The organism is Pseudomonas sp. HLS-6 (assembly GCF_002753995.1).
Lineage (GTDB): Bacteria > Pseudomonadota > Gammaproteobacteria > Pseudomonadales > Pseudomonadaceae > Aquipseudomonas > Aquipseudomonas defluvii.
On sequence record NZ_CP024478.1, the window covers coordinates 4,610,880 to 4,637,194 of the forward strand.

At 60.3% G+C, this 26,315-nt stretch carries 30 protein-coding genes and 1 pseudogene; 11 read left to right on the forward strand and 20 right to left on the reverse strand.

Annotated elements, in window-relative coordinates; translation table 11 throughout:
- Positions 1-4: 4 nt before the first annotated feature.
- A pseudogene (locus CS390_RS25475) lies at positions 5-241 on the forward strand (DUF4113 domain-containing protein).
- Positions 242-254: 13 nt separating this feature from the next.
- Here CS390_RS25475 and CS390_RS21670 read toward each other — a convergent pair.
- From CS390_RS21670 to CS390_RS21680, 3 genes are all read right to left on the reverse strand, one after another.
- Complete coding sequence (locus tag CS390_RS21670) at positions 255-1,226, reverse strand: inovirus-type Gp2 protein (RefSeq protein WP_099775935.1); 972 nt, start codon at positions 1,224-1,226, stop codon at positions 255-257.
- A 316-nt stretch (positions 1,227-1,542) separates the two neighbouring features.
- On the reverse strand, positions 1,543-1,773 hold the full coding sequence (locus CS390_RS21675; protein WP_033937793.1) for an AlpA family transcriptional regulator: 231 nt from the start codon (positions 1,771-1,773) through the stop codon (positions 1,543-1,545).
- A 69-nt stretch (positions 1,774-1,842) separates the two neighbouring features.
- Positions 1,843-3,135 carry a hypothetical protein gene (locus tag CS390_RS21680; protein WP_047306265.1) on the reverse strand — a complete coding sequence of 431 codons (1,293 nt, stop codon included), beginning with the start codon at positions 3,133-3,135 and terminating at the stop codon, positions 1,843-1,845.
- Between the two features lie 357 nt (positions 3,136-3,492).
- Between CS390_RS21680 and CS390_RS21685 the strand changes: the two genes are divergently transcribed.
- A complete protein-coding gene (locus CS390_RS21685; RefSeq protein WP_234292963.1) occupies positions 3,493-4,023 on the forward strand; it encodes a hypothetical protein in 531 nt (176 codons plus the stop codon).
- 161 nt (positions 4,024-4,184) lie between these two features.
- Here CS390_RS21685 and CS390_RS21690 read toward each other — a convergent pair whose 3' ends face one another.
- The 5 genes from CS390_RS21690 to CS390_RS21710 form a co-directional block, all read right to left on the reverse strand.
- Positions 4,185-4,652 carry an FAD/FMN-containing dehydrogenase gene (locus tag CS390_RS21690; RefSeq protein ID WP_065759156.1) on the reverse strand — a complete coding sequence of 156 codons (468 nt, stop codon included), beginning with the start codon at positions 4,650-4,652 and terminating at the stop codon, positions 4,185-4,187.
- A 61-nt stretch (positions 4,653-4,713) separates the two neighbouring features.
- Positions 4,714-5,928 (reverse strand): RtcB family protein, encoded by a 1,215-nt coding sequence (locus CS390_RS21695; RefSeq protein ID WP_099775937.1) that lies wholly within the window; start codon positions 5,926-5,928, stop codon positions 4,714-4,716.
- 100 nt (positions 5,929-6,028) lie between these two features.
- Positions 6,029-7,237 carry an SGNH/GDSL hydrolase family protein gene (locus CS390_RS21700; protein ID WP_099775938.1) on the reverse strand — a complete coding sequence of 403 codons (1,209 nt, stop codon included), beginning with the start codon at positions 7,235-7,237 and terminating at the stop codon, positions 6,029-6,031.
- 1 nt (position 7,238) lies between these two features.
- Positions 7,239-8,351 carry an SGNH family hydrolase gene (locus CS390_RS21705; protein ID WP_065759158.1) on the reverse strand — a complete coding sequence of 371 codons (1,113 nt, stop codon included), beginning with the start codon at positions 8,349-8,351 and terminating at the stop codon, positions 7,239-7,241.
- The gene (locus CS390_RS21710) at positions 8,338-9,741 is read right to left on the reverse strand and encodes an MBOAT family protein (protein ID WP_065759209.1); all 1,404 of its coding nucleotides are present in this window, start codon (positions 9,739-9,741) and stop codon (positions 8,338-8,340) included. The genes CS390_RS21705 and CS390_RS21710 overlap by 14 nt, the downstream gene beginning before the upstream one ends.
- Before the next feature lie 242 nt (positions 9,742-9,983).
- On the opposite strand from CS390_RS21710, the gene CS390_RS21715 reads away from it, so the two are divergent.
- The 3 genes from CS390_RS21715 (at position 9,984) to dxs (ending at position 13,175) form a co-directional block, all read left to right on the forward strand.
- Entirely contained in the window at positions 9,984-10,226 is a 243-nt protein-coding gene (locus tag CS390_RS21715; RefSeq protein ID WP_065759159.1) for an exodeoxyribonuclease VII small subunit, read from the forward strand.
- The gene (gene ispA / locus CS390_RS21720; RefSeq protein ID WP_065759160.1) at positions 10,223-11,110 is read left to right on the forward strand and encodes a (2E,6E)-farnesyl diphosphate synthase; all 888 of its coding nucleotides are present in this window, start codon (positions 10,223-10,225) and stop codon (positions 11,108-11,110) included. Before CS390_RS21715 ends, ispA begins: the two co-directional genes overlap by 4 nt.
- Before the next feature lie 166 nt (positions 11,111-11,276).
- On the forward strand, positions 11,277-13,175 hold the full coding sequence (dxs, locus tag CS390_RS21725; protein ID WP_099776799.1) for a 1-deoxy-D-xylulose-5-phosphate synthase: 1,899 nt from the start codon (positions 11,277-11,279) through the stop codon (positions 13,173-13,175).
- A 63-nt stretch (positions 13,176-13,238) separates the two neighbouring features.
- Here dxs and CS390_RS21730 read toward each other — a convergent pair whose 3' ends face one another.
- From CS390_RS21730 to nrdR, 11 genes are all read right to left on the reverse strand, one after another.
- A complete protein-coding gene (locus CS390_RS21730; RefSeq protein WP_065759162.1) occupies positions 13,239-13,658 on the reverse strand; it encodes an MFS transporter in 420 nt (139 codons plus the stop codon).
- A complete protein-coding gene (gene ribA, locus CS390_RS21735) occupies positions 13,655-14,272 on the reverse strand; it encodes a GTP cyclohydrolase II (protein ID WP_065759163.1) in 618 nt (205 codons plus the stop codon). The genes CS390_RS21730 and ribA overlap by 4 nt, the downstream gene beginning before the upstream one ends.
- A gap of 132 nt (positions 14,273-14,404) precedes the next feature.
- The gene (locus CS390_RS21740) at positions 14,405-15,136 is read right to left on the reverse strand and encodes an ABC transporter substrate-binding protein (protein ID WP_065759164.1); all 732 of its coding nucleotides are present in this window, start codon (positions 15,134-15,136) and stop codon (positions 14,405-14,407) included.
- 12 nt (positions 15,137-15,148) lie between these two features.
- On the reverse strand, positions 15,149-15,646 hold the full coding sequence (locus CS390_RS21745) for a phosphatidylglycerophosphatase A (RefSeq protein WP_065759165.1): 498 nt from the start codon (positions 15,644-15,646) through the stop codon (positions 15,149-15,151).
- Positions 15,647-15,655: 9 nt separating this feature from the next.
- Entirely contained in the window at positions 15,656-16,615 is a 960-nt protein-coding gene (gene thiL, locus CS390_RS21750; protein ID WP_099775940.1) for a thiamine-phosphate kinase, read from the reverse strand.
- An 18-nt stretch (positions 16,616-16,633) separates the two neighbouring features.
- Complete coding sequence (nusB, locus tag CS390_RS21755; protein ID WP_065759167.1) at positions 16,634-17,134, reverse strand: transcription antitermination factor NusB; 501 nt, start codon at positions 17,132-17,134, stop codon at positions 16,634-16,636.
- Positions 17,131-17,607 (reverse strand): 6,7-dimethyl-8-ribityllumazine synthase, encoded by a 477-nt coding sequence (gene ribE, locus CS390_RS21760; protein ID WP_065759168.1) that lies wholly within the window; start codon positions 17,605-17,607, stop codon positions 17,131-17,133. The genes nusB and ribE overlap by 4 nt, the downstream gene beginning before the upstream one ends.
- Before the next feature lie 89 nt (positions 17,608-17,696).
- Positions 17,697-18,788: a bifunctional 3,4-dihydroxy-2-butanone-4-phosphate synthase/GTP cyclohydrolase II gene (gene ribBA, locus CS390_RS21765; RefSeq protein WP_065759169.1), complete on the reverse strand. Its 1,092-nt coding sequence runs from the start codon at positions 18,786-18,788 to the stop codon at positions 17,697-17,699.
- A gap of 18 nt (positions 18,789-18,806) precedes the next feature.
- Positions 18,807-19,472: a riboflavin synthase gene (locus CS390_RS21770; RefSeq protein WP_065759170.1), complete on the reverse strand. Its 666-nt coding sequence runs from the start codon at positions 19,470-19,472 to the stop codon at positions 18,807-18,809.
- 43 nt (positions 19,473-19,515) lie between these two features.
- Positions 19,516-20,646: a bifunctional diaminohydroxyphosphoribosylaminopyrimidine deaminase/5-amino-6-(5-phosphoribosylamino)uracil reductase RibD gene (gene ribD, locus CS390_RS21775; protein ID WP_099775942.1), complete on the reverse strand. Its 1,131-nt coding sequence runs from the start codon at positions 20,644-20,646 to the stop codon at positions 19,516-19,518.
- Positions 20,647-20,648: 2 nt separating this feature from the next.
- Entirely contained in the window at positions 20,649-21,113 is a 465-nt protein-coding gene (gene nrdR / locus CS390_RS21780) for a transcriptional regulator NrdR (protein WP_065759210.1), read from the reverse strand.
- A gap of 106 nt (positions 21,114-21,219) precedes the next feature.
- Between nrdR and CS390_RS21785 the strand changes: the two genes are divergently transcribed.
- Genes CS390_RS21785 through trxA form a run of 3 tightly spaced genes read left to right on the forward strand, consistent with a single transcriptional unit; the run spans position 21,220 to position 23,232 of the window.
- Entirely contained in the window at positions 21,220-21,666 is a 447-nt protein-coding gene (locus tag CS390_RS21785) for a YbaY family lipoprotein (protein WP_065759172.1), read from the forward strand.
- Complete coding sequence (locus CS390_RS21790) at positions 21,663-22,328, forward strand: methyltransferase (protein ID WP_065759173.1); 666 nt, start codon at positions 21,663-21,665, stop codon at positions 22,326-22,328. Before CS390_RS21785 ends, CS390_RS21790 begins: the two co-directional genes overlap by 4 nt.
- 31 nt (positions 22,329-22,359) lie before the next feature.
- Positions 22,360-23,232 carry a thioredoxin gene (gene trxA / locus CS390_RS21795; protein ID WP_099775944.1) on the forward strand — a complete coding sequence of 291 codons (873 nt, stop codon included), beginning with the start codon at positions 22,360-22,362 and terminating at the stop codon, positions 23,230-23,232.
- A gap of 44 nt (positions 23,233-23,276) precedes the next feature.
- On the opposite strand, the gene CS390_RS21800 is transcribed toward trxA, so the two are convergent.
- The gene (locus tag CS390_RS21800; RefSeq protein ID WP_099775946.1) at positions 23,277-23,621 is read right to left on the reverse strand and encodes a hypothetical protein; all 345 of its coding nucleotides are present in this window, start codon (positions 23,619-23,621) and stop codon (positions 23,277-23,279) included.
- Between the two features lie 130 nt (positions 23,622-23,751).
- On the opposite strand from CS390_RS21800, the gene CS390_RS21805 reads away from it, so the two are divergent.
- Genes CS390_RS21805 through CS390_RS21815 form a run of 3 tightly spaced genes read left to right on the forward strand, consistent with a single transcriptional unit; the run spans position 23,752 to position 26,312 of the window.
- Positions 23,752-24,327 carry a DUF2796 domain-containing protein gene (locus CS390_RS21805; RefSeq protein WP_065759176.1) on the forward strand — a complete coding sequence of 192 codons (576 nt, stop codon included), beginning with the start codon at positions 23,752-23,754 and terminating at the stop codon, positions 24,325-24,327.
- Entirely contained in the window at positions 24,328-25,047 is a 720-nt protein-coding gene (locus tag CS390_RS21810; RefSeq protein WP_099775947.1) for an ABC transporter ATP-binding protein, read from the forward strand. It begins immediately after the preceding gene.
- Complete coding sequence (locus tag CS390_RS21815) at positions 25,047-26,312, forward strand: ABC transporter permease (protein ID WP_099775949.1); 1,266 nt, start codon at positions 25,047-25,049, stop codon at positions 26,310-26,312. Before CS390_RS21810 ends, CS390_RS21815 begins: the two co-directional genes overlap by 1 nt.
- Positions 26,313-26,315: the final 3 nt, after the last annotated feature.

The following is a 26,315-nucleotide window of genomic DNA, read 5'->3' on the forward strand; positions in this document are numbered from 1 at the left end:
GGTGATGCTGTTGGATCTGTGTCGCAAGAATGAGTACACCCCGGATCTGTTCGCCCCTGGACAGCCCGTGAAAGCCGAGCGACTGATGAGCACCTTGGACGCGATCAACAATCGCTGGGGACGTGGAACGCTGCAGCCGGTACGCATTGCCAAGCCAGCCGAGTGAGCTATGCGCAAAGATTTGCTCTCCCCCGCCTACACCACTCGCTGGTCTGAATTAATGGTCGCAAAGGCCAAGTAGCCTTGCCATTCACTTATCCGCGACGAGCACGGCTCAGAGTCCCCTTACGCAGGCAGCGTGCCCCTGCAGGCTTCAAGCGCAGGTGCTGATCGTCCTTGACTAGGTATTTCATGGCGTAGTGCGTATGAGGCCGTATTGACTGATCATCCCTCTGGATCAGGCCGATGCCGCACTCGTCACCATACCCCTCCTTGTCGTGGTTGCAGCTATGGGCATAGCCCTGACCACGCGTTACCTCCTCCCATAGCTCGCTGATCTCAATCGCCTTCCAGACATCACGGCACACCTGGTTGCCATTGAAGAAGTAGGCCGCATGGATGTGGTAGCCACTCCCGTCATTGCGATCCCCTTGCTCGACTGAATAGGTGTAGCCAATCAGGTGCTCGAAAGTCCGGTGACGGCTGTGCTCGTAGATCAGATCATCCAGGTGATCGAATACCTGCTCGACGCGCTGCCTGGCCTTAGCTTCAGGTCGGTAGTAGAGGTCCAGTCTGATGACCGTAGTGCGGGAGTAAAGGCTCATCACAGCATCCGTGTACGCGATGATCTCCGCCTCCTGCTTGCGTGCCTCATAGGCACGCCCCCCAGGCCTACGCCGATACCACTGCTCTCGTGTCAGCTCACGGATTCGTTCGGTCAGGACGTTCATGCTCTGCTCATGACTGAGCCAGTACGTCCCCGTCTCGCTCATGCAGACAGGGCCATTGGGTGAACGCTGAAGGCCGATGTCGTCACAGGCTTCCCGGAACGCCTGCAGGTGCTCGCTGTAGTCGTATGGCACTCGGTCATCGAACAGGTTGTACATCTGCTGGACGTTGGTGAAGTACCGGGAGAGTCTGGTCTGCTCGACCTGCTCATAGCCTGACCGTTTGTGCGTAATCCGATATGCGGGTGTATCGCTGCGCTCGATAGCCTGGACGAGTGATTCGATCTTCAGGGCTATGTCGGACTGTGAGAGGTGGGTGTTGTGCTTGCGGTTGTTCATGGCTGAGTACCTGGTTGGTTGTTGGTGCATACCAGGTAAGTGGTCTTTTTCTTTTTTTACTGGTCTTCTTTCCCTCTGGTGTAGTCAGTGGTGATGGGTAGTGATGGTTAGTAAGAGTTGGTAGTTAAAGCTATAGATGCAGCCCTGACCAGAGCAGTCCCTCCCGAGCAGGCCGGGCAATGGGGAGCAACATTGCCGAGCCTGTCGAGAGATTTTCCGGATTGAGCTTTGGGAGAGTTAGCTGAGAGCCAAAAGCTATTCGAGTCGGCATAAGCGCCATGACCAGCCGAAGCCGATCATGGCGCAGGTGGCTGCTCTAGCTGGCCATGCTCAGATGACCGATAGGGCGCGTAGCGGCACCCTCGGCTTGGTCACGCTCCTCGATCCGAGCCAGGATCCAATCGTGCACCTCGCTATCGACCCAGCCGACGCAGCGGTCGCCCAGCGATACCGGTTTCGGGAAGGTGCCTTCCGAGATGTACTTGTACAGGGTCGACCTAGACAGGCCAGTAGCAGTGATCACGTCTTGTAAGCGGAAAATTCGCATCAGCAGGGCTCCTCTGTATGTCCCAGAGGATCTGCGAGGGCAGTAAAAAATCACCTGCCCTAGCTTGGCCTAGGGCGCCTTGGCCTTGGTCAAGAGCGCCAGCGCGTAGCGCTGCTCCAAATCCAATGCTTGCTCTCCCACATATAGGTCAGTCCTCCCGCCGGGCAAGTCCCATACCCAAAGGCATGTATTGCTAGCTTTGGGCGCTGGATAGACAATCAGCGACACCGCACTCCAGATATCACTTGTTTCTGGTGCAGGTAGGAGCCTAACCATCTGCGGCCTGTATTCTGGCCAAACGTTCCTGTGGCGCAGCCCCTTATAGATACTTTCGGCCCACCGACACGCCTCAGCATGCAACCTTTCCTTAAAGTCACCCCATCGGTCAGGCTCGTTGGATTCAGGGCCGACTGGCAGTGTCGCGCTTGACTTACCAGCAATGCTTTCGAAACCTCCCGCCTTGAGATCGGTAATGGCGCACTCAGGGTCAGACCAGAGAGCAGTCAGCAGGTGTGAAGTGTGGCTCGCCAGCCTGTGATAAACCATCTCTTGGACAGCCCTATCCTTTAGCTTCGTCGCAGGTAGCGCCGCTTCGATAAGGTCGTGCTTTAAATGCACTTGTGTTGCGTACACCACCAAACCCAGCTGCTGCTTCCTCTGGCCCGCCTGCAGCTGCGGGTGATCAAGGTTCAGGTAGTAGATGCTCATAGTCTTTGAGCCAACCAAAACCCCATGCGACACACCCGGCACATAGCTACGAAGAAAGCCCAAGCTCAATAGACGATTCAATTGATGCTTGATTGATGGGGAGTCGAGCCCTGTCATTTCCCTCAGCTTGCGCCCACTGAGCTCCGTCACTACGCCGCACTGATCAGCCTCACTGAGAAGAGCAGCCAATAAAACACGACTTGCAGCGCCCAGCCTTCCCTTGGCGCCTGGAGCAGCAGGCCGACCATCTTTGCGGACGGCTGGCCGGGATGACTTCTTCTGCTGAGTCTCGGATGTCGACTTTGCCTCCAGGCCAGAGGCATTGATATTCGGCTCAAGAAAAAGGCGAGCGATGAGCTCTTGGTGGGCGAGATCTCTGTTTTCTGCAGACAGCACTCTGAGAATGTAATCCGAGGCTACGTAACCGACACCCGGACGCCCAATGCCACCGTGCTGCTTGTTTTCCCTCAGAAGCCCTGCCCTGGCTAGCACCCGTGATGAATCTCTAACGAACCTCTCCGTCAAGCAGAGCTCCTTGGCTAGCGACTTGATGTCATAAGGCGCTTCCAGCCAGCCAGGCTTTCTAAACATCAAAGCTTGAAGGAGAAATCTTGATTCAGCATCCACATCAATCAGTGTAGATATAGCTATCATGCTTGGAATGCCAGGGTAAACACGTGATATTAAGTGATTTTATACCTATAAATTGCCATAATCAATTCAGTTAACAGATGCGTTAACCATTCAGTTAACAGGTACGTTACCAATACTTTTAACAGCGACGTTAACCAGTCTGTTAACATCACTGTTAACGATTTAGTAATCGGACACCTGCGAGTAACGACCCACTCGACAAGATGAGAGAAGTGGATGGGAGCAATCAGGAAGACGCCGAAATGGCTAAAGAAGATCGATCAAAAAGAGACGGGATGGGCCGCAGAGTACCTACTGAATCGATGGCCTAAAGGACTCAACCCTAGGCCGTCATCATGGGTCCCCATAGCCGCTAACTTGGACGAAACGATCCGCACCCTAGAAGTAGATGCTGGCGGGGTAAAGCTCATTGAGCGACTGAGAAACGCTATCAGACAGCGGCGCTATCGCCTGGCAGGAGGGGGTCGAGTAACGTGCTCCTTCACCCTGCCAATTCTGACTAGGGACAAGCTAAAAGCCCTTGCAGCAAAGGATGGCACAACCGAAACAGCCATCCTTGAAGCAATGATCAATGAAGCTCAGCAAGCGAGCGAAGATCAGAAAGAGGAAGAGCGACGCGAGGCTCTGAACAAAAAAGTCACCCGTAACTCCGACAAGCTTGCGCAGGAGCTGATCAAGATCAGGCTCGAAGCGACCACAAAGCATCTGGACGCCTGCCTGAAAAAACTTGCTGGATGGCAGGTATACCTCAACGAGCAGAGCCCCGAGCTTTCGCCTGAGCAAGAGTCCGAAGCTAACAGGATTGCCGAGAAGCGAATGCGCGAGATTCAGGAGGCAATCAGGGCAGCCGTAGCGAAGCATGAAATGATGAGCCCAAGGAACATCTGAAATCATCCCCCAGGGCAGCGACCCGCCTCAGTGTGGGTCAAAGTGTGGGTCTATACGACAAGTAGAAATAAAGTACTTTAAAATCAACAACATATTTAATAAGAACACCGGCCACAAGCCGGCTTTTTAATGCCCGAAATCCACCCACCGCATCACACCTATCAATGCGACGCCTTCTCCAGCGCCTCACGCAGTGCAGCCGCCGTGGCGTATTCCTGTTGCGCGACCAACCGGCCGTTGTCCAGTTGCAGCCACAGCACCTTGTCTTCGGCACCGGCATAACGGGTTGCCACGCGCGCGTCGCGGTCAAGCAGTACCCGGTAGTTGTAATCACGCATGGCGGGGATGGCGAACATTTTTGCGATCAGTGCAGGCATGCGCTGGATGTCGGCAACGAACACGGTATGTCGTGCTTCCAGGTAACCCTTGGGACGGTCTTGCAGGGCCTCTTTCACCAGTTTGGCGCCGTCCATGCCACGGGCTACCAACAGGGTTCGGGTTTGATCGTCCAGGCTATAGGGCTGATCGAACTGATCGAGCAGGGTCCAGGGCGCAAGGCGCTCTCCGACTTCGACCGCCTGGGCCAACAATGGCAATACGCTCAACAGCAGAATCGACAGATATCTCACAGCAAACCTCGTTGTAGTGGTTGCACAGCCAGGCCAGCAGTCTACACCGCCGCGCATGCACCTAGCCTTTCACGCACACCACTTGACGCAGGGTATGCACCACTTCCACCAGATCACGCTGGGCCTGCATGACCGCGTCGATGTCCTTGTAGGCCATGGGGATCTCGTCGATCACGTCTTTGTCTTTGCGGCACTCGACGTGCGCGGTGGCACGCGCCTGGTCTTGGATGGTGAAGCGCTTCTTCGCCTGGGTGCGGCTCATCACACGCCCCGCGCCATGGCTGCAGGAGCAGAACGCTTCTTCGTTACCCAGGCCGCGAACGATGAAGCTGCGTGCGCCCATCGACCCCGGAATGATCCCCAACTGGCCTTTTTGCGCAGAAACCGCGCCCTTGCGGGTAACCAGCACCTCATGGCCGAAATGCTGTTCTTTCTGCACATAGTTGTGGTGGCAGTTCACCGCTTCGAGGTTGGCCTTGAAGGGTTTGTTGATCACCTTACGCGCGGCTTCGATCACCGCGTGCATCATCAGCGCACGGTTCTGCCGGGCAAAGTCCTGGGCCCATTCCACGGCTTCGACGTAGTCGTGGAAATGCCGGCTGCCTTCCTCGAAGTAGGCCAGGTCCTTATCCGGCAGATTGGCGATGTGCTGGCGCATATCGGCTTGGGCCAGCTCGATGAACAGGTTGCCTATAGCGTTACCCACGCCACGCGACCCACTGTGCAGCATGAACCAGACACGATTGGCCTCGTCCAGGCATACCTCGATGAAGTGGTTACCCGTGCCCAAGGTTCCCAGGTGCTGACGGTTGTTGGTGCGTTCCAGCGTCGGATACTTGTCAGTGATGGCCTTGAATCGGCCAGCCAGTGCGCGCCAGGCATGATCGGCCACGCCGGGTACGGTGTCCCAGGCGCCTTGATCGCGACGGCCGAAGGTCTTGCCGTGCGGTACCGCCTTTTCGATGGCCGTACGCAGGCCATGGAGGTTGTCCGGAAGGTCCGCGGCGTGCAATGAAGTGCGTGCGGCGATCATCCCGCAGCCAATGTCCACGCCCACCGCTGCCGGGATGATCGCGCCACGCGTGGGAATCACACTACCAATGGTCGAGCCTTTGCCCAGATGGACATCCGGCATCACCGCCAGGTGCTTGAAGATGAACGGCAGTTTGGCGGTGCTGATCAATTGCTGTCGCGCTTCCTCCTCCACCGGCACGCCCTGGGTCCAGAGCTTGATCGGTTTGCCGTTGGCGACTTCGAGGATGTTCATGGTTTTCATCTGGCTGCTCTGTTGCCTGGCGGGTTACTCAGACTGCACCACACCATTCAACACCTTATCCCACCCGCCGCACACCGAAATTCGATCGTCAGCGAGGGCGTCACTGCAACCCGAGCTGCCCACGCAGGAAGTCATACAGGCCTGAGGCACTTTTGCGGTAACCATCGGCGGATAAATGCACCAGGTCGTTCCGGGCCAGACCTTCAGTCTGCCAGTTGACGATAGAACAAGGGCCGCCCATGTACGCCTGCCAATCCCAGAACAGGCCGTTGAACTGCTTGGCGGCCTGGCGCTGAATACGGATGATCTGGGCCAATGGTTGCGGCTGACGGGCGGCGCACGTACGCGCTTTGCGCTGTTTGATCGAGTCTGGTGGGCCGACCAGCAGAATGGCGGCACGCGGCATGTTGCGGCGCAACTCGGCCAGGGTCTGGTTCAGGTGGTCACGGTACTGGTTCAAGTCGAGCTTGTCGTCGAAGGCTTCGTTGGTACCGTACGCCAGAATGATCAGATCCGGGCGCAGAGCCTTGAAGCTCTCCTGCCAGCCGGGCTGCCACTTATCCACAACATCCAGCCGCGCGCCGTTGATCCCCAGAGCTGAATAGGTCACACCGGCATTCTTCTGGCCCTGGATGAACCAGCCACCTAGCGCTACGTCCTTGCGGTTGCTCAAGGTGAGGTCCAGCGGCAAGCTGACACTGTTGAACACCGGGCTGAAGCGCCACTGCCCATTGGTTGCTGCCAGCAGGCGCCGGTTCTGGGTAGTGCCGTCGCGGGCGAGCAATGTCGTGTTGGCCGTTGAGGTGTAGAGGGCCGACACGCGGTAACGCTGGGCCGTGGGCTCACGCGCCTCGATGCGTACGGCTGCGTTGGCCGTCAGCGGTAATGACAGGTAACCGCCCAGGGGAAACTGAGTGCTTTGCTGGTTCCGTGCCGAAACCAGTTCCCACTGGCGCTTGGCGGCCTTGAGGATCACCGTTTCATAGCGCGTCCCCGGTACCGGTGAGCCTGCAACCAGGCCGATACCGCCATCGCCATACTGGGCCTGCAACAGGCGCCGCATTTCCCCGCTGAACAGGTCGGCGGCGGTGTGTGAGTCACCCAGTTGCACGATATTGATCGGGGTGCGGTTTGCAGTGCGGAACTTGCCCGCCAGCAGCGCCAAATTACCGTTGGCAGGGGCTTGAACCGCCTTTTGAGGCACCTGAAGTGGACGTGCTGCCGGCCCATTGACCGCCGCTACCGGGCTACAGCCCGGCAATGCGCAGATCAGTGCCACCAGGGCCAGGATGTTGTGCAATCGACGCATTTCAGTGTTCCGTCACGGTCAAACCCGGGAAGGTAATCATCGACAGCACTTGCTGTGCAATGAGCTTCTGCCCGGTGGGGGTAAAGTGAATGCCGTCATCGACCCGGGTCTTGACCCGTTTGCCTTGGTCATCCTGCAAGGTGTAGGAGAACTCATCAGCCTTGTAACCCAACACGCCGTTAGCAGAGACATAATGCTGCTGGTAGAGCCTGGTCTGGGTTTCATAGAGCGTGCTCAGGTAGGCCATGGCGCTGGACAGCTTGGTTTTCTGCATGTTCGGCGGGCCAACCCAGATCACTTGCACATCATGCGCACGCGCCTGCTCAAGAATCGAATCAATACGCTGACGGTACTGCTCCTCCCACTCGGCAGTTTTAAAGCGCAGGAACGGCTTACCTTTGGCAACCGGCATGTCCCAAGGGTCATTCGGCCCCAGGAACACCACCATCAGGCGAATGTTCGGCTGGCTTTGCAAGGTCTTGGCCACCGTCTGTGGCCAGTTGAAAAAGCCCGGATAGGCAAGCCCGGTACTCTGCTTGCTGAGGTTGACGCTTTTGATCTGGTAACGCTTGTGCAAGGTATTGGCCAGGTGCGGCGCCACCCCTTGCATCAGCGAATCGCCGACCAGAAAGACTTCATCGCCCGCCGACAGGGTCACCGGCATCGGTTGTACTGGCTGCGGGATGGGCGCAGGCAATGGCGTCGCCGCCACCTTGACTGGCTTGGCGCTCTCATGTGCCGGAGCGGCATGCACCGGGGTCGCATGCTTGCCATCCAGCGTCACCGGCACGACAGGCACCGTAGCGGGCATCGTCACGGTTTCGCTGACGGGAGCCTGCGCAATCAATGCTGGCGGAGCAGGCTGGGTCAGGCTTTCAATAAAACTGTCACGGGCACTGCCCAAGGCCTGAGTCAGGTTGCTGCCCATCCGCCAGGCAGCACTCTGGCCCAGTAGCGGCAGTTCACAGCCCTGGTGGTACTTCTGCTCGCAGTAAAGGCGGATTGAGTCCTGGTTGAACCAGAACAACAGCAAGGTGGTCACCACAATGGCATACAGCACCTTGGCCGCGCCCACCTGCGTTTCGAACAGCTTGCTGGCACTAGAAACTGGCATAGATGAACCCCGGAACGCCCGACTGCGATGCAAAGATGACCAAGGAAATGAATACCCCCAGCGGAACGGGGTACAACTGCCAAGGCAGGCGCGTGGTGGCGGCGAAGAGCTGGCGCAGAAGCGCGATCAGTTGCCGGTAGACAGCGATGTACACCACACAGGCCAGCAACAGGGCGCCCGTAGGCGAGAACAGTGCCTCCAGACGCAAGCCAGCAATACCGGCGAGCATGTCCTTGGCATCATCGAGGCTGGCGCAACGGAAGAAAATCCAGGCAAACGCCACATAGTGGAAGGTCAGCAAGCGTGCGGCGATACCCGCCCCCGGCCAACGCATCGGCTGCGGCAACCAATAGGTCGAGGCTTTGTACAACGCCAAACCCAGGCCGTGCAGCGCCCCCCAGATAATGAAGTTGATGCTCGCGCCATGCCAAAGCCCGGAGATCAGCATGGCCAGCAGCATGTTCAGGTTGCCGCGCCAGACGCCCTGACGGTTGCCGCCCAACGGGATGTACACGTAGTCACGGATAAAGGTCGACAGGCTGATATGCCAACGGCCCCAGAACTCCTTGAGGTTGTTCGCGGCATAGGGCGCATTGAAGTTCTCCGGCAAACGGAACCCCAACAACAAGGCAATGCCGGTCACCAGGTTGGTATAGCCACTGAAGTTGAAGTAGATCAGAAAGCTGTAGCCGTAGACGCTGAGCAGGATCTGCTCGGCCGAATAGCTGCTGGGCGTCTCGAACACCGGATCAACCCACTCACTGGCCAGCCAGGCGCTGAAGAAGAACAGCTTCACCACCGCCAACGCAATCAGCCCCAATGCACGTTGTGGCTCCAGCACCTGACGCATCTGCCCGGCCTGAATCTGCGGCAGCATGTGCGAAGCACGGTTCACCGGCCCGGCAATCAGGCTCGGGAAGAACGCCAGGTAAAGGGCCAGATCAAACACCGGCGCAGGCGTCATCTCGCGCCGGTTGATCGACACCAGGTAGCTGACCGAATGGAAGGTGTAGAACGACAGGCCGATAGGCAGCAGCACTTCCAGAATAGGCAGCGAGACATCAAGCCCGGCACTGGCCAGCGCCGACTGAACGCCACCGACGAGGAACTCCTGGTACTTGAACAGGTAGAAACACCCCAGCACCAGTAGCGCAACCAGCCCGTAACTGAAGCGTCGCCCCGGATAACGCGCACCCAGAAGCCCCAGCAGATAGACCAGCGCTGTATACCCCAGCAGGATATAGAGAGAATTCAGACTGAAGCTGGCAACAAGGCCGTAACTGGCGGCCAGAAGCATGACGTTCTGCAAACGAACGCTCCAGCACAGGCTCCAGTAAATAGCAAAGAACAGGATGAAGCAGAGGCCGAACTCGATCGAAAGGAAGCTCACAACGTAGTCCATTACGCGACATCAGGAAGGGAGAGCCTTGCCGGGCAACGCCGTAGCGCAAAGCTGCAGCAATTATGGCAGAGAGCCACAACCCCTCACAATGACGGGCTCACAGAAAAAGCAAGATAGTGAACAAAGGCTTTATGCAACAGAATGCGACGAAAGATCATCGGCACTGATTTGCTCCCCCTGCCCCGCTCTGCTAGTGTCGCGCCGTTTAAACCGCCACAGAGACAGCCGCCATGGCCCGGAAAAAAGCCGCCGTTGATTTCGAGCAATCCCTCGCCGACCTGCAAGCCCTGGTCGAACGCCTGGAGAACGGCGAACTGTCGCTGGAAGACTCGCTGACCGCCTTCGAGCAAGGTATCCGTCTGACCCGTGACTGCCAGGGCGCCCTGGCACAGGCCGAGCAGAAAGTGCAGATCCTCCTCGAGCGCGATGGTGAGTTGGCCGCCGAACCCTTCAGCGCAGAGCAGCCGGAATGATCGCCCGCTACCAAGCCACCTGCCAGGCCCGTGTCGATGCGGCGCTGGAACAGTTGTTTGTCGCCCCTTCGGCCGAACTCACCCGCCTCTACGCCGCCATGCGCTATAGCGTCATGAACGGTGGCAAACGGGTCCGCCCGCTGCTCGCTTATGCCGCCTGCGAAGCCTTGGGGGCGCCAGCCGAACAGGCTAACGGCGCGGCCTGTGCGGTTGAACTGATCCATGCCTACTCACTGGTTCACGATGACCTGCCGGCCATGGACGACGACGACCTGCGCCGTGGCCAGCCAACCACCCATAAAGCCTTCGACGAGGCCTGCGCGATCCTTGCAGGCGATGGCCTGCAAAGCCTGGCCTTCAGCGCCTTGCTCGACCCGCGCCTGAGCCCGCAAAGCGACAGCAACCGCCTGACCATGGTCCAGACGCTGGCCTTGGCTGCCGGCCCGGCCGGGATGGTCGGTGGCCAGGCCATCGACCTGGGCTCAGTGGGCCTGAAGCTTGACCAGCAAGCGCTGGAATTCATGCACCGGCACAAGACCGGCGCCCTGATCGAAGCCAGCGTGCGCCTGGGTGCTCTCGCCAGCGCCCGTGCGGGCAACACCGAACTGGAGGCCCTGCAACGCTACGCTCAGGCAATCGGCCTGGCATTTCAGGTACAGGATGACATCCTCGACGTCGAAAGCGACACGGCCACACTCGGCAAACGCCAAGGCGCGGATATCGCCCGCGACAAGCCGACCTATCCGGCGCTGCTCGGCCTGGATGCCGCCAAAGCCTACGCGCTGGAACTGCGCGATCAAGCACTGCAGGCGCTGGAAGCCTTCGACGGCGCGGCCGAACCACTGCGCGATCTGGCCCGTTACATCGTAGAACGCAAGAACTGAGTGCACTTCACGTAGGCGCCGGCCTTGGCAGCGGTAAGACATATCGCTGGCAGGACCGGCTCCCGCGAAAGACGATGCACAGGTGTCGCAGAAGCACCATGCCATGGGCAGCCATCACCGCAATAAGGTAAACTGCCGCCTCTTCACACCTATAATGATTCGCCTGATGCCCACGACGTTTCAAGAGATTCCCCGCGAACGCCCGGTCACGCCGCTGCTCGACCGTGCTGATACGCCCGCTGGCCTGCGCCGGCTGGCTGAAGCCGATCTGGAGAGCCTGGCCGACGAACTGCGCCAGGAGCTGCTCTATACCGTTGGCCAGACCGGCGGGCATTTCGGTGCCGGCCTGGGCGTCATCGAGCTGACGATCGCCCTGCACTACGTCTTCGACACCCCGGATGACCGGCTGGTGTGGGACGTGGGCCATCAGGCCTACCCGCACAAGATCCTCACGGGTCGACGCAAGCGCATGAATACCCTGCGCCAGAAGGACGGTATTGCGGCCTTCCCACGTCGCTCCGAGAGCGAGTACGACACCTTTGGCGTCGGCCACTCAAGCACCTCGATCAGTGCCGCACTGGGCATGGCCATCGCCGCTCGCCTGCAGAACGAGGCGCGCAAGTCCATTGCGGTGATCGGCGACGGTGCACTGACCGCCGGCATGGCTTTCGAAGCGCTCAACCATGCGCAGGAAGTCAACGCTGACATGCTGGTGATTCTCAACGACAACGACATGTCGATTTCACGCAATGTCGGTGGCCTGTCCAACTACCTGGCCAAGATTCTCTCCAGCCGCACCTACGCCAGCATGCGCGAAGGCAGTAAAAAAGTGCTTTCACGCCTGCCCGGCGCCTGGGAAATCGCTCGCCGCACCGAAGAGTATGCCAAGGGCATGCTGGTACCCGGCACCCTGTTCGAGGAACTCGGCTGGAACTATATCGGCCCGATTGACGGCCACGACCTGCCGACCCTGATTGCCACCCTGCGCAACATGCGCGACCTCAAGGGGCCACAGTTCCTGCATGTGGTCACCAAGAAAGGCAAAGGCTTCAGGCCGGCCGAAGTCGACCCGATCGGTTATCACGCAATTACCAAGCTTGAGCCGGTCGATGCACCGGCTGCTGCGCCGAAGAAAGCAAGCGGGCCGAAGTATTCGGCGGTATTCGGCCAGTGGCTGTGCGACATGGCTGCGGCTGACCCGCGCCTGGTTGGCATCACCCCAGCCATGAAGGAAGGCTCGGACCTGGTGGCCTTCAGCGAACGTTTCCCGGCGCGCTACTTCGATGTGGCCATCGCCGAGCAACACGCTGTCACCCTCGCCGCCGGCATGGCGTGCGAAGGCGCCAAGCCCGTGGTGGCGATCTACTCGACCTTCCTGCAGCGCGCCTATGATCAACTGATCCATGACGTTGCGGTACAGAACCTCGACGTCTTGTTTGCCATCGACCGCGCCGGCCTGGTCGGCGAAGACGGCCCGACCCATGCGGGCAGCTTTGACCTGTCGTTCCTGCGCTGCATCCCCGGCATGCTGGTGATGACCCCGAGCGACGAGAACGAACTGCGCAAAATGCTCAGCACCGGTCACCTGTACAACGGCCCGGCAGCGGTGCGCTACCCGCGCGGCACCGGCCCGAATACGCCGATTGAAAACGACCTTGAACCCCTCGAAATCGGCAAGGGCGTAGTACGCCGCCAAGGCCGCACCGTCGCCTTGCTGGTCTTTGGTGTTCAGTTGGCCGAAGCACTAAAGGTTGCCGAACAGCTCGATGCCACCGTGGTTGACATGCGTTTCGTCAAACCGCTGGATGAAGCGTTGGTACGCGAGATGGCTGGCCAGCACGAGCTGCTGGTGACCATCGAAGAGAACGCCATCATGGGCGGCGCCGGTGCGGCTGTCGGTGAATTCCTGGCCCGCGAGAACCTGATCAAGCCGATCCTGCACCTGGGCCTGCCTGACATTTATGTCGAGCACGCCAAACCGGCACAGATGCTTGCTGAATGTGGTCTGGATGCAGCGGGAATCGAAGCAGCAGTACGTCAGCGCCTGCAGTTGTTGGGCCTCTGACCCCCTATCGTCATGGTCGGCTCCGCAAGGAGCGGCCATGACGACAATAGGCCTGCCGACCTATCAGCCGAGCTGACGCGGAATACGGTAGAGGTAGAGCACGACCACGCTTGAGACCGCCAACAGAATCTGCGGCACGGCCTCCAAGCCAACGAATACCGACACAGCCGCAAGCCAGGCCGGCAAGCAGGCATAGAGCATGGCCACCCGACGTACGCGCGCCAGCTCAATCCAGGCCGCAGGCTCCGCCTCGCTGTTCAGCGCCTTCTCCATTGCAATCAGCCCGTGCTTGTAAGCGCCAAAGCGCGGCAGGCTGAGGAACATCGAAGAAACACTGGCGATGAACATCGGCATGGCGAGGATTGGCAGCAACGCTTCACGATCACCGAACGCCCAATTGAAGACAAACAACGGCGCCAATGCGATCAGCAGATGCTGCCACCAGGCAATGCTGAGACGGCGACGAACCTGAGCCCGGGTCACGCCCGACCAACCTCACCCTGATGCTCGTTGCCCATCATGTGGCCAAGCTTGCCGGCCTTGGTGGCCAGGTAGTGTTTATTGTGCGGGTTGTGGCCGGTATGCAACGGCACTCGCTCAGCCACCGCGATACCCATCGCAGTGAGGGCTTTCACCTTGCGCGGATTATTGGTCATCAGGCGCAGCGACTTCACGCCCAGGTGCTCAAGCATCGGCAGGCACATGGCGTAGTCACGCTGATCGGCAGCAAAACCCAGACGTTCATTGGCTTCAACCGTATCGGCACCGCCATCCTGCAGCTCGTAGGCGCGAATCTTGTTCAACAGACCAATGCCGCGACCTTCCTGACGCAAGTACAGCAATACACCGCGCCCTTCATGAGCGATCGCCTGCAGCGCCGCTTCCAGCTGCGAACCGCAATCGCAGCGCTGGCTGAACAGCGCATCGCCCGTCAGGCACTCGGAGTGCAGGCGTCCCAGTACCGGCGCGCCGTCGGCCACATCACCCAGACTGAGCACCACGTGCTCGCGACCGGTGGCCTCATCGAGAAAACCATGCATGGTGAAGGTGGCAAAGGGTGTAGGCAGCTTGGAGGCAGCAACGAAAACGACGGGCACCTTGTGCTCCTGAAATAACGTGAATATTTGACGTGGACTGGATTGTAACAGCAGCGTGGCACCGGTGCTTATGCTGAATTTTTGTGCAGACATATCGAAAAGTTCGATGCGCCTTGCCGATCTGAGGGCAACCTAGAACGGATACGGCTGCTTCCAGCGCGTGAATATCTCGCGCAACTGGCCACTTGGCACCAGCTCATCCATGCGCTGATCGAAAATTTCCTTGAGGGCACGGCCTTCCGGGGTTTTGGCAAATGCCAGGTACAACGGCAGTTCAGCCAGGTGGGTACGCCGAAATGCCGACGGATTCTGCGCCTGCGACAACACATAGTCGACCTCGGTCAGGGCATCGATGTAGAAATCGACGCGACCATACTCAAGCATCGGCAGAATGCCCTCACGCCGCTGAACCTCGCGGTAACGGTCAACATAGGGCAGGTAACTGTTGAAATCGTAACCACGCACCCAAGCCAATTGGAACTGACCCAGCGTTTCCTGGGTAGGTACCGGCCGACTGGCCAACCCCAGGGCATAGATATGGTCTTGGTCAAAGTGCCAGCGCGGGTAGATATTATCGGCGCTTTCCTCATGATAAGAGCCGACCCAGGCATCTGCTTCGCCACGCTTTACCAAGCCGATGGCGCGACTGTAAGGCACGCTCGCCGTCTTGACCTTGACACCTACGGGCTCAAAAACCTTGCGCAGCAGCTCCCAGGCCAGGCCTGTGCCGTCGGCATTGGTGTAGTCGAGCCACACCTCGCTGGCCAAACGAGCGTGCAAAGGCTTTTTCGGCAAGGGCTCTGCTGCCCACGTCACACCTCCTGCCAAAAGCAGGACCAGTAGCAACCATCGGCATCCTTGCATCGCCCTATCTCCTTAGGTAAAGCTCCATACTAGCCCTTGCATCGTCAGCCAGGCGAATACACCGGCAAGCACATCGTCAATCATGATGCCGACACCTCCATGCACATGCCGATCAAGCCAACTGATCGGCCAGGGCTTGAGTATGTCAAAGAAGCGGAATACCAAGAACCCGACCAACAACCATTGCCAGCCTTGCGGCACCAGCCACAGGGTAATCCACATCCCCACCATCTCGTCCCAGACGATACCCTCATGGTCGTGCACACGTAAATCGCTGGCAACCTTGCCGCACAGCCAGAAACCAAACAGCATGGTCAGGCCCAGCATCAGCCAGTAACCCCAGTCTGGCAGCATTTGCCACAAGGGCATGAACGGCAAGGCAACCAGAGACCCCCAGGTCCCCGGCGCCTTCGGCAAAGTACCCGAGCCGAAGCCGAATGCCATGAAATGCCAAGGGTTGCTCCAGACCGAAGGCGGAACAGGCTTCACCTGATTACGGTGATCGGTCACGGTGTCTCCCTAATCGCTAAAGTGTTGATAGCCCCGAACAGCCGGGGTGATGTTGCGCCCTTCCCGATCGTACAGGCTGACACCGGAGCCAACCTCGACCCTGCCAACCACGTGAATCGGCCAGCCGTCGGCCAGCAGCCCCGGGAGTTCGGCATCGGGAAGCGTGAAGGCCAGCACATAATCGTCGCCACCGGTCAATGCGGCGTGACGCGCACCCTCCAGCCCCAAAAAGCCGCGTAATGCCTGGCTCATCGGTAGCGAGTCCACCTGCAAATGCAGCGCCACGCCAGAGGCTTTGGCGATATGCCCACAGTCAGCCAGCAAGCCGTCGGAGATATCCAGCGCCGAGGACGCCTTGCCGCGTAACGCCTGGCCGAGTGCCAACTGCGGTGCTGGCGACCAGTAGTGCGCCAGCAGCGGTGCCGCCAGCGACGGCTCGGCTTGACGTTCCGCAAGCACCAGCGGCAGCGCGCCAGCAGCGTTGCCCAGTTCACCCCCCACACACACCAGGTCGCCTGGTTGCGCACCGGCGCGGGTCAGCGCCTGCCCGGCAGGCACCCGGCCAAACACGGTCATGGTCAGGCTCAAGGGGCCACGGGTGGTATCGCCACCGACCAGGCTCAGGTTGCACTGCCTGGCCATCTGATTGAGGCCTTCTGCGTAAGCGCGCAACCAGTCCGCCGACGTGTCCGGCAGGGTCAGGGCAAGGGTAAACGCGAGGGGGGTAGCGCCCATCGCCGCCAGGTCACTGGCGGCAACGGCCAGCGAACGCTGGCCGAGCAGGAACGGGTCACTGTTGTGCGGGAAATGCACACCGACAACCAGCGTGTCGGTAGACACCGCCAACTGTTCGCCCGCTGGCAAGGCCAGCAGGGCACAGTCGTCACCGATGCCCAAGGCAACTCCTTCGCCACCTTGCGCACACGGTGCGGCGGCGAAGTAGTGACGGATCAGCTCGAACTCACCCATTGGCCAGCAGCGCCGAGATCAGCGCTTGTATGCCCGTACTTCGGCTTCACGAAGCCGTGGAGCCAGCTTGTCGAGCACACCGTTGACGAACTTGTGGCCATCGGTGGCACCGAAGACCTTGGCCAGCTCAACACCTTCGTTGATCACAACGCGAAACGGCACGTCGACCCGCTTGATGAACTCCCAGGTCGACAGCCGCAGCACAGCCAGCTCTACCGGGTCGAGTTCTTCCAGTGGCAGGTCCAGGCACGGAGCCAGGGCCTTGTCGATCTCTTCCTTCATGACCGGAACCCCGTGCAGGATCTCCCGGAAGTAGGCGCCGTCGACATCGCTGAAATCGTTATCGACCCGGAACTGCGCTTCGATCTCGTTCAGCGACTGCTTGGCCATGTGCCACTGATACAGGGCCTGGGTCGCGAGCTGACGGGCTTCGCGACGCTTGGCGCTTTTCGATGGTTTGCCAGCATCCGCAGGTTTTGGATCGCGCGGGTTGAAACGATCGCTTTCGTCGCTAATCACTTGGCCTCCAACTGCGCCAGCAGGCTGACCATTTCCAGGGCGGACAGGGCTGCTTCAGCGCCCTTGTTGCCGGCCTTGGTGCCGGAGCGCTCGATGGCCTGTTCGATCGAATCGACAGTCAATACACCGAAGGACACCGGTACGCCGAACTCCATGGACACCTGGGCCAGGCCCTTGGTGCACTCGCCTGCCACGTATTCGAAATGCGGAGTGCCGCCACGGATCACCGCGCCCAGGGCGATGATGGCCGCGTATTCACTTTGCTGGGCGACTTTCTGTGCAACCAGCGGGATCTCGAACGCACCCGGGGCACGGATGATGGTGATGTCGCTTTCGCTGACGCCATGGCGAACCAGGGCATCAACGGCACCGCTCACCAGGCTTTCGACGACGAAGCTGTTGAAGCGGCCAACCACCAAAGCATAGCGACCTTTGGGGGCGATGAAGGTACCTTCAATGGTCTTCAGAGTCATTCCGGGATTCTCATCTTAAAGAGCCAGGCCGCACCGACGCGGCCTGTGGGAGGTTTGGTCACGAACACGCAGTGCAACAAACGCCTGCTTTATTCGGAGGGCACGTATTCTACAACTTCCAGATCGAATCCGGATATCGCATTAAATTTCATCGGCGAACTCATCAGGCGCATTTTGCGTACGCCGAGGTCACGGAGAATCTGCGAACCCGCACCGACGGTGCTGTAGGTTGTCGGGGTTTTCACCTGAGCGCTGTCGGCGGTCTCACGGATATGCGCCAACAGCACGTCACCGTCCAACGGGTGGCCGAGCAACAACACAACACCACTGCCCGCCTCTGCCACCGCGCTCATTGCGGCACGCAGGCTCCAGCGGCCGGGCTGCTTGACCATCAGCAGGTCACGCAGCGGGTCCATGTTGTGAACCCGAACCAGGGTCGGTTCTTCTGCGCAGATATTGCCCAGGGTCAGTGCCAGGTGCACATCACCCTCGACCGAGTCACGGTAGGTAACCAGGTTGAATTGGCCCAATTCGCTGTCCAGCGGCTGCTCGGAAATCCGCTGAATGGTACGTTCGTGGATCATCCGGTAGTGAATCAGGTCGGCGATGGTGCCGATCTTGATGCCGTGCTCGGCGGCAAACGCTTCCAGCTCCGGGCGACGGGACATGGTGCCGTCGTCATTCATGACCTCGCAGATCACGCCACTTGGCTCAAAACCGGCCATGCGCGCCAGATCACACGCAGCCTCGGTATGGCCTGCGCGGGCCAGCGTACCGCCGGCTTGCGCCATCAGCGGGAAGATATGGCCTGGGCTGACGATGTCTTCGGCCTTGGCATCACGCGCGGCGGCAGCCTGAACGGTACGCGCACGGTCAGCAGCGGAGATACCGGTAGTGACACCTTCGGCAGCCTCGATCGAGACCGTGAACTTGGTGCCAAAGCCCGAACCGTTGCGCGGTGCCATCAACGGCAACTTGAGCAGTTCACAGCGCTCGCGCGACATCGGCATGCAGATCAGGCCCCTGGCATGCTTGGCCATGAAGTTGATGTGCTCAGCCTTGCAGGCCTCGGCGGCCATGATCAGGTCGCCTTCGTTCTCGCGATCTTCGTCATCCATCAGGATGACCATTTTGCCCTGGCGGATGTCTTCAACCAGTTCTTCGATGCTGTTGAGCGCCACGCGGCACCCCCTTCTCATTCAGGATTTCAGGTAGCCGTTGGCGGCCAGGAAACTTTCAGTGATACCGCTGCCCTTGGTCGACTCGGCGGCTTTGTCGCCGAGCAACAGACGCTCCAGGTAGCGGGCCAGCAGGTCGACCTCAAGGTTGACCCGACGACCAGCGCGGTAGTCGGCCATGATGGTTTCGGCCAGGGTGTGGGGCACGATTGTCAGCTCGAACTCGGCGCCATCGACGGCGTTCACCGTCAGGCTGGTGCCGTCGACGGTAATCGACCCCTTGTGCGCAACGTACTTGGCCAGTTCCTTTGGCGCACGAACACGGAACTGGATGGCGCGAGCGTTATCGCTACGCGATATGATTTCGCCGACACCGTCGACGTGGCCGCTGACCAGATGACCGCCCAATCGGGTGGTCGGCGTCAGGGCTTTTTCCAGGTTGACCCGGCTGCCGCTCTTGAGGTCGGAGAAGGCAGTGCAGTCCAGGGTTTCGCGGCTGACATCGGCCCAGAAGCCGTCGCCAGGCAGCTCGACTGCCGTCAGGCAGACGCCATTCACCGCAATGCTGTCGCCAAGTTTCACATCGCCCAGGTCCAGCTTGCCGGTTTCGACATAAACCCGCACATCGCCACCTTTTGGGGTCAACGAGCGAATGCTGCCGATAGATTCGATAATGCCTGTGAACATGAGTCCTCCTCGAGAACGGGCCGCGCGTGGCGCAAGCCGAAAATTATACGCCGGACGTCGGCACAGGGATCGCGGTGACTCGCCAGTCATCGCCAACCGCTCGCATTTCAGTGATTTTCAGCGCCGGCGCCTCGCTCATGCGGGCCAGCGGCCAATCAAGCAGCGGCCTGGCGCTGGAGCCGAGGAACTTGCCGGCAATGAACAGTTGATACTCGTCCACCAGCCCAGACTGCGCAAATGCCCCAGCAAGCCCCGGGCCGGCCTCGACCAGCACCTCATTGACGCCCCGGGCAGCCAGCTCACGCAGCAATGCACGCAAGTCGACCCGCCCCTCCTGAGTGGGCAGTCGCAGCAGCTCCAGGCCCGCCTGAGCATAGCGCTCATCGTGCGCGGCGGCAGTCGCCACCAGCGCAGGACCGGCCTGATAGAACGCGGCCTCCAACGGCAGGCGCAAACGCCCATCGATCAGCACCCGCAGCGGCGGGCGAGCCAGCGCCAAGGCGGTATTTTCCGCATCCAGCCCCAGTTCTTCGCCACGCACAGTCATCCGGGCATTGTCCGCGATCACGCTTTCAGCGCTGGTCAGCACCACACTGGAACGCGCACGCAAACGTTGAACGGCCGAGCGTGCGGCAGGCCCGGTAATCCACTGGCTCTCGCCACTGGCCATGGCGGTGCGGCCATCAAGGCTCATCGCCAGTTTGACCCGCACATAAGGCAGGCCATGTTCCATACGCTTGAGAAAGCCCGGGTTCAACGCGCGTGCCTCGGCCTCAAGCACCCCGCTGGACACGTCAATACCGGCATCGGCCAAGCGCTTCAGGCCTTGACCGGCAACCTGTGGATTGGGGTCCTGCATGGCCGCAACAACCCGCGCCACACCGGCGTTGACCAGCGCTTCGGCGCAAGGCGGCGTGCGGCCATGATGGCTGCACGGCTCAAGGGTGACATAGGCGCAGGCGCCACGGGCCAGTTCGCCCGCCTGGCGCAATGCATGAACCTCAGCATGCGGTTCACCGGCACGAACATGCCAGCCTTCACCCACCACCTGACCATCACGCACAATCACGCAGCCGACGCGAGGATTAGGGTGGGTTGAGTACAGCCCCTTGCGCGCCAGTTCCAGGGCGCGGGCCATGTAGTGAGCATCCAGCACAGCGCGTTCAGTGGGCATGATCACTCTTTAGCCGGCTCTCGGGCCAGACGGTCAATCTCTTCACGGAATTCATCGAGGTCCTGGAAGCGTCGGTAAACCGAGGCGAAACGGATGTAGGCGACCTCATCGAGTTTCTGCAGCTCGGCCATCACCAATTCGCCCACGACCAGCGACTTGACCTCACGCTCGCCGGTTGCCCGCAGCTTGTGCTTGATATGCGCCAGTGCCGCTTCCAGTCGCTCGACGCTGACCGGGCGCTTCTCCAGCGCACGTTGCATACCGGCGCGCAGCTTGTCTTCATCGAACGGCTGTCGGCTGCCATCCTGCTTGATCAAGCGAGGCAGGACCAATTCGGCGGTTTCAAAGGTGGTAAAGCGTTCACCGCAGGCGACGCATTCGCGCCGACGGCGCACTTGCTCACCCTCGGCGACCAGTCGCGAGTCGATGACTTTGGTGTCGTTGGCACCGCAGAAGGGACAGTGCATGGTGGCAGGCAACAAAAAAAGGGAGGGCCATGGTAGCGCATCTCACTGGCAAGACAAGCCAAAGGGTTTACCATCCAGTGAGGAAACGTCCTCAAGGAACCTCTTCATGCGCTTTCGAGCACTCATTCTGCTCAGTTTTGTCGGCCTGCTCGTCGCCTGCAGTAGCGATGCGCCCAAACAGACGCAGACAGACACCTCCCCAACCACCAGCACGTCACCTGCGGCCCCCGGCCCTCTGCCGGCCTATCAGCGCGAACTCAGCGGCACCCTGCTGGGCATACCGGCCAACGCCGATGTTGAGCTGGCGTTGCTGGTCATTGACGAACGCGGTCGTCCGCAGCGCTTGCTGGCCAGCAGCTCACTCGCAGGTAACGGTCAGGCACTGCCCTTTCATTTACGCTTCAACCCGGAAGCCTTCCCCAGTGGAGCACGTGTTGAACTGCGCGGTCGGGCCAGTCAGTCAGGGCAACTGATCCTGCACTTGCCGGCACTGCGGGTTACCCAGGCAACCACCCAGGCCACTGGGCCGCTGCGTTTTGAGAAGGCGCCATGACGGCAGCACCGTCATCACTGCAAGGGGCATTGAGTGAACTGCTCGGCGATGCGCGACTGGTCGCCAGCCACCTGCCGGGCAGTGACCTGAGGCTCTGGCTGATCGATGCGGACAACATGGACCGCGCCTTCAGCCCCGAAGAGACCCGACGCATCCTCCATGAGCCGCCATATTGGAGCTTTTGCTGGGCCAGCGGCCTGGCCATGGCGCGCTTTTTGTGTGAGCGACCGGAGTGGGTTGAAGGCAAGCGCGTGCTCGACTTCGGCGCAGGCTCTGGCGTTGCGGGTATTGCAGCGGCCAAGGCCGGCGCCCTTGAAGTGGTGGCCTGCGACCTCGACCCTCTGGCGCTGGACGCATGCCGGGCCAATGCCGAACTGAACGGGGTGAACCTGAACTACTCCACGGACTTTTTTGCCGAAGCCGACCGCTTCGACCTGATTCTGGTCGCCGACGTACTCTATGACCGGGCCAACCTGCCGCTGCTCGACGAATTCCTCAGCCGTGGCCGTGAAGCCTTGGTGGCCGACTCCCGCGTGCGCGACTTCAGCCACCCGCTGTATCAATCACTGGGCGTCCTCGAAGCCCTGACCCTGCCGGACCTGGCCGAGCCTCACGAATTCCGCCGGGTCAGCCTGTACCACGCCAGCCGACAGCCTTTATAGTGCTGCCATTCAAGGATTTGCGAGAGTCGCGATGAGTCAAGAAACGCCGTACATTTTCGACGCCAGCGCTGCCAACTTCGATCAGCTGGTGATCGCCAACTCCCATCACAAACCGGTGCTGGTGGATTTCTGGGCCGAATGGTGTGCGCCGTGCAAAGCGCTGATGCCGCTGCTTGCACAAATCACGGAGAGCTACCAAGGCGAGCTGCTGCTGGCCAAGGTCAACTGTGACATCGAACAGGATATCGTTGCACGCTTCGGTATCCGCAGCCTGCCGACCGTAGTGCTGTTCAAGGATGGTCAACCGGTTGATGGCTTCGCGGGTGCCCAGCCCGAGTCGGCAATCCGAGCGCTGCTCGAGCCTCATGTTCAAATGCCGCCGCCACCAGCCGCCGACCCTATGGTGCTGGCTCAGGCACTGTTTTCTGAAGGGCGCTTTGGTGAAGCCGAGGCCACCCTCAAGGCACTGCTCACTGAAGACAACAGCAATGCCGGTGCACTGATTCTCTACGCCCGCTGCCTGGCAGAACGCGGTGAGCTGGGCGAAGCCCAGACCGTCCTCGATGCCGTGAAAAGCGATGAGCACAAGGCCGCACTGGCAGGCGCCAAAGCCCAGTTGACCTTCCTGCGGCAAGTGGTGGACTTGCCTGACGCCGCCACCCTCAAGACACGCCTGGCGCAGAATGCAGAGGATGATGAAGCGCTTTACCAGCTGGCGATTCACCAACTGTCACGCCAGCAATACGAAGCGGCGCTAGAGGCACTGCTGAAACTGTTCGTGCGCAACCGTGGCTATGACGGTGGCCTGCCGCACAAGACATTGCTGCAGGTGTTCGACCTGCTCGGCAATGATCACCCGCTGGTGGGTACCTATCGACGCAAACTGTTTGCAGCGCTGTACTAAGCAGCCTATCGCCGGCGCCTGCACACGCGGCAGGCGCCGGACGCTCATTCAAGCCAGCGATACACCGGCGCATCCGCCCCGCTTTCAACCTTCACCTGTGCACTGTGGCGCAAGCGCACCAGCAGTCGCTTGCCGGCCGCCGTACTGCCAGCAAGCGCAGCCAAGCCTTCCAACAACGCCGGCCCATTGAGCTGCCCGGCCTGACGCAACAAGGTCAGCGCCGCTTGCCACTGCACATCATCCGGACGCACGCTCGACACACTGGCTTCGGTAGGCGGAGTCGCGGGCAGAGCACGTTCCAGATGCCCACCCAACTGCGCCCACTCGGCCGGATCAAGTTCGAGTGTCAGGTCCACCGGCCAGTCACCAATATGTCCACGAATACGCACAGGCCTCTCCTTCAGATCATCCGATAGCCCATGCTCCCACGGCAACAGGCTGCCGCCAAGCACACTGGCAACCACTCGACAACTTGTTATAACATTGCGATTCAAGCCCCACCTCTACGGAGACCGTTCCATGCGCCGTCTGCTGCTCGCCTTGCCGTTTGCCCTGTTGCCACTCACGGCAGCACACGCCGAGAAAGACCATGATCATGCCCATGGCAGCCTTGACGCCCATGAGCATGGCGTGGCGCATCTCAATGTCGTGCTCGATGACAAGACACTTGAGCTGGAACTGGAAAGCCCAGCCATGAACCTCGTGGGCTTTGAGCATGCGGCCATCAGTGCGGCCGACAAGGCCAAGGTCGCGGCCGTCCGCAAACAACTGGAGCAGCCGCTGACGCTGTTTGGCTTGGCCAATGCGGCGCAGTGCACGGAAACCGACGAAGCCCTGGAAAGCCCATTGTTCGGTGATACCCCATCTGACGATGACGCCACCGATGATCACCACGCCGCCCACGAAGACGAACACAGCGAGATCCACGCCCATTACCAACTGACCTGTGAACAGCCAGGCAAACTGGCCAACCTGGATTTGGGCCCACTGTTCAAAACCTTCCCCGCCACTCAGAAAATTACGGTGCAGTTGATCGGCCCCAATGGCCAGAAAGGCCTGGAAGCAACCCCGAACAAGGCCATGGTTGCGTTCTGAATGCGCCAGCCACTGATCGAGTTGACAGACCTGGCGTTCGCCTGGCCGGGCCATCCACCCTTGCTGGATATCCCGGCCTTCCATTTGGATACGGGTGAATCGCTATTCCTCAAAGGCCCCAGTGGTAGCGGAAAAACCACCCTGCTCGGCCTGCTTGGTGGCGTGCAGCAACCTGACCACGGCAGCATTCGCCTGCTCGGTCAGACGCTGAGCACGCTCAAGCAAGGCGCTCGCGATCGCTTTCGCGTTGACCATACCGGCTACATCTTCCAGCAGTTCAACCTGCTGCCGTTTCTCTCGGTCCGCGAAAACGTCGAACTGCCCTGCCGCTTCTCCAAGGTTCGCGCAGCCAAGGCCTGTGAGCGCTACGGCAGCGTCGATCAGGCTGCCGCCAGCCTGCTGGCTCATCTGGGCCTGAAAGACCCCGCCTTGTTGATGCGTCGTGCCGACAGCCTATCGATTGGCCAGCAGCAACGCGTCGCCGCAGCCCGCGCATTGATTGGCCAACCTGAGCTGGTGATCGCCGACGAGCCAACCTCAGCCCTCGATGCTGACAGTCGTGAGGCGTTTATCCGCTTGCTGTTCGCAGAGTGCAGAGCGGCCGGCTCCAGTTTGCTGTTTGTCAGCCATGACCAGAGCCTGGCGCCCTTGTTCGACCGCCACCTGTCGCTGCCAGAACTCAACCGCGCGGCCCGTCCGGCCAATGACCTGGAGGCCTGATGTACCTGCTACGCCTTGCACTGGCCAGCCTGGCCAATCGACGCTTCACCGCCTTCCTGACCGCCTTCGCCATTGCTTTGTCTGTATGCCTGCTGCTGGCAGTGGAACGCGTACGCACTGAAGCCCGTGCCAGCTTCGCCAGCACCATCAGCGGCACCGACCTGATCGTCGGCGCACGCTCCGGCTCGGTGAACCTGCTGCTGTATTCGGTGTTTCGCATTGGCAATGCCACCAACAACATTCGCTGGGACAGCTATGAGCATTACGCCAGCGACCCACGGGTGAAATGGGCGATTCCGATTTCCTTGGGTGACTCGCACCGTGGCTACCGCGTGATGGGCACTTCCGAGGCCTACTTTGAGCACTACCAGTACGGCCACAAGCAATCCTTGCAACTGGCTCAAGGCCGCGCCTTTGCCAATGACCCATTTGAAGTGGTACTGGGCGCCGAAGTCGCGCAGGCCCTGCATTACACCCTGGGCGACAAGCTGGTACTGGCTCACGGCGTGGCGGCAATCAGCCTGGTCAAACATGACGACAAGCCGTTCACGGTAGTCGGTATTCTGCAGCGGACCGGCACACCGGTAGACCGCACACTGCACATCAGCCTGGGCGGCATGGAGGCGATCCACGTTGACTGGCACAACGGTGTTCCCGCACGCGGGGCCGGTCGTGTCAGCGCCGATCAGGCGCGCAACATGGACCTGACGCCCAGTGCCATTACCGCGTTCATGCTCGGCCTGAACAACAAAATCGCCACCTTTGCTCTGCAACGCGAGATCAGCGAGTACCGCAATGAACCACTGCAGGCCATTCTGCCAGGCGTCGCCCTGCAGGAACTGTGGAGCCTGATGAGCACTGCCGAGCAGGCGCTGTTCGTGGTATCCCTGTTTGTCGTGCTGACCGGCCTGATAGGCATGCTGACCGCCATTCTCACCAGCCTGAACGAACGACGCCGGGAAATGGCCATACTGCGCTCGGTGGGTGCCCGCCCTTGGCACATCGCCGGCCTGCTGGTACTGGAAGCCTTTGCGTTGTCGGTTGCAGGCATACTCGCAGGCCTGTCCCTGCTTTACCTGGGCATCGCCCTGGCCCAAGGGTATGTGCAAGCCAACTATGGCCTGTACCTGCCACTGGCCTGGCCCAGCAGCCACGAATGGACATTGCTGGCAATCATCCTGGGCGCCGCGCTATTGATGGGCAGCGTGCCCGCTTGGCGTGCCTATCGGCAGTCACTGGCGGACGGTCTGTCGATTCACTTATGAGAC

Coding starts and splice junctions, on each gene's coding strand:
- CS390_RS21740 (WP_065759164.1), bottom strand. CDS start 15,136: ATGCAAGGATGCCGATGGTTGCTACTGGTCCTGCTTTTGGCAGGAGGT.
- CS390_RS21770 (WP_065759170.1), bottom strand. CDS start 19,472: ATGTTCACAGGCATTATCGAATCTATCGGCAGCATTCGCTCGTTGACC.
- CS390_RS21790 (WP_065759173.1), top strand. CDS start 21,663: ATGACGGCAGCACCGTCATCACTGCAAGGGGCATTGAGTGAACTGCTC.
- CS390_RS21675 (WP_033937793.1), bottom strand. CDS start 1,773: ATGCGAATTTTCCGCTTACAAGACGTGATCACTGCTACTGGCCTGTCT.
- ribE (WP_065759168.1), bottom strand. CDS start 17,607: ATGACTCTGAAGACCATTGAAGGTACCTTCATCGCCCCCAAAGGTCGC.
- CS390_RS21670 (WP_099775935.1), bottom strand. CDS start 1,226: ATGAACAACCGCAAGCACAACACCCACCTCTCACAGTCCGACATAGCC.
- trxA (WP_099775944.1), top strand. CDS start 22,360: ATGAGTCAAGAAACGCCGTACATTTTCGACGCCAGCGCTGCCAACTTC.
- CS390_RS21680 (WP_047306265.1), bottom strand. CDS start 3,135: ATGATAGCTATATCTACACTGATTGATGTGGATGCTGAATCAAGATTT.
- nrdR (WP_065759210.1), bottom strand. CDS start 21,113: ATGCACTGTCCCTTCTGCGGTGCCAACGACACCAAAGTCATCGACTCG.
- ispA (WP_065759160.1), top strand. CDS start 10,223: ATGATCGCCCGCTACCAAGCCACCTGCCAGGCCCGTGTCGATGCGGCG.
- CS390_RS21715 (WP_065759159.1), top strand. CDS start 9,984: ATGGCCCGGAAAAAAGCCGCCGTTGATTTCGAGCAATCCCTCGCCGAC.
- CS390_RS21815 (WP_099775949.1), top strand. CDS start 25,047: ATGTACCTGCTACGCCTTGCACTGGCCAGCCTGGCCAATCGACGCTTC.
- CS390_RS21785 (WP_065759172.1), top strand. CDS start 21,220: ATGCGCTTTCGAGCACTCATTCTGCTCAGTTTTGTCGGCCTGCTCGTC.
- dxs (WP_099776799.1), top strand. CDS start 11,277: ATGCCCACGACGTTTCAAGAGATTCCCCGCGAACGCCCGGTCACGCCG.
- CS390_RS21700 (WP_099775938.1), bottom strand. CDS start 7,237: ATGCGTCGATTGCACAACATCCTGGCCCTGGTGGCACTGATCTGCGCA.
- CS390_RS21810 (WP_099775947.1), top strand. CDS start 24,328: ATGCGCCAGCCACTGATCGAGTTGACAGACCTGGCGTTCGCCTGGCCG.
- ribD (WP_099775942.1), bottom strand. CDS start 20,646: ATGCCCACTGAACGCGCTGTGCTGGATGCTCACTACATGGCCCGCGCC.
- CS390_RS21805 (WP_065759176.1), top strand. CDS start 23,752: ATGCGCCGTCTGCTGCTCGCCTTGCCGTTTGCCCTGTTGCCACTCACG.
- thiL (WP_099775940.1), bottom strand. CDS start 16,615: ATGGGTGAGTTCGAGCTGATCCGTCACTACTTCGCCGCCGCACCGTGT.
- CS390_RS21695 (WP_099775937.1), bottom strand. CDS start 5,928: ATGAAAACCATGAACATCCTCGAAGTCGCCAACGGCAAACCGATCAAG.
- CS390_RS21705 (WP_065759158.1), bottom strand. CDS start 8,351: ATGCCAGTTTCTAGTGCCAGCAAGCTGTTCGAAACGCAGGTGGGCGCG.